Below are 1,749 nucleotides of genomic sequence, written 5' to 3'. Positions count from 1 at the left end.
ATCCTCTAAGGCTAATTCCACTAAGGCTAATTGTTTACTAACAGACAAGATTTATTAAGGTTCAGTTGAGCGTAAAGCTTCATCTGCCCTGACATGTACATACTCCCCTGGAGCATCAGAGAGTATCTGCCACTCTTTACCTGTATACGTGATACCCGGTTGTCTGCTATCTACTTCACCTGCACTGTGCTGATTGATCCATTCGCTCCAATGTAGCCACCAGCTCTTATCGTGCTTTTCTGCTTTGGCATACCATTCATCAGGATCGGCGACATAATCTTCATGGGTATAAAAGCCATACTTACCCGTTGGCGGGTTGATAATGCCAGCGATATGCCCTGACTCACCGAGTACAAAGGTAACATCACCACCCAGCACTTGTGTAGACGCATAGCTTCCTTTCCATTTGGCGATATGGTCTTGTAATGTTGCGACGACATAGGTTGGGATAGTCACTTTTGACAAATCAACCTTTACTCCGTCATATGCCAACTCGCCTTTTTCAATCATTTTGTTGCCCAAATACAGCTCGCGCAATACAAAGCTATGCAATGCAGCAGTCACGTTGGTAGCATCAGAATTCCAATATAAAAGATCAAAAGGAATTGGACGCTCCCCTTTTAGGTAATTTTGCACATAATAATTCCAATAAAGGCTATTTTCACGTAATAGACTAAAGGCGGCGCCCATCAGACGTCCGTCAAACACCCCTTGCTGCTCTCCTTCTTGCTCAAGCGCACTGACCGTACGTTCGTCAATAAATACGCCTAAGTCTCCAGGATCGCTAAAGTCAAATATCGTGGCCCAAAAAGTTGCACTGGCTATACGATCTGCCTGCTTATTTTCAGTCAACCAAGATAGCGTCAACGCCAGTAACATACCACCGATACAATAACCGATGACGTTAGCGGCTGACTCCCCTGTAATCTCCTTAATGACATCTAAAGCCGTCAGCAGTCCCTCGTGCATATAATCCTTCATATTGACGTCTTTATAAGCCCGCGTTGGATTGGCCCACGACATCACAAAGACACTATGGCCTTCATTGAGCGCCCAACGAATGTATGAGTTCTTCTCTTTTAGGTCCATGATATAAAATTTATTAATCCATGGCGGTACAATCAATAAAGGACGTTTATGAACTTTAGCTGTCGTTGGATTATATTGTATCAACTCAAACAACCGATTACGGAACACCACTTTGCCTGTCGTTGTAGCGATGTTTTCACCAAGCTTAAAAGCATCATGATCCGTCATGCGAATGCTCAGCATTTTGGAGCTCTTTTCCATGTCTTCTGTTAGCTGCTTGAGTCCTCTTACCAGATTCTGTCCCTTTGACTCCATGGTCAAGCGCAGTATTTCAGGATTACTCCATAAAAAATTACTTGGCGCCATTGCATTTAACCATTGACGAGTAAAAAATGATAAGCGCTGACGGGTTTTTTCATCAACTCCCTCAGTATTATCAATGGTATCCATCATGCCATTAGCGGTTAGAAGATAGCTTTGTTTTAGAAAGTCAAAAATAGGATTGTTGGTCCATTCTTCGTCTGTAAAGCGTTTATCGCCTTTTTCTGGAGTGACAAGAGGTTGTATTTGGTCTTCAGAGCCCTTCATCAGGGTATTTTGATACAGCTGGAACTGTTGTTTCCATAAATTCATCTGTTGTTCGATTAATGCAGTGGGGCTTTTGTCTGCTACGCCTGTGCTAAACTTCTGCCATCCATCTATCATATTGAGCATCAGAGA

General features: G+C 43.1%; 1 protein-coding gene. It reads right to left on the bottom strand.

The window, feature by feature from the left end; translation table 11 throughout:
* Nucleotides 1-54 precede the first annotated feature (54 nt).
* Nucleotides 55-1,749, bottom strand: a 1,695-nt coding sequence (phaC, locus tag ACS8FD_RS13635) for a class I poly(R)-hydroxyalkanoic acid synthase (protein WP_439276274.1), incomplete at its 5' end; no start/stop codon positions are given.

The sequence above is a fragment of the Psychrobacter sp. 1U2 genome (assembly GCF_051847575.1).
The sequence above is the reverse complement of the archived record's forward strand: the minus strand, read 5'-3'. Positions and strand labels throughout refer to the sequence as shown.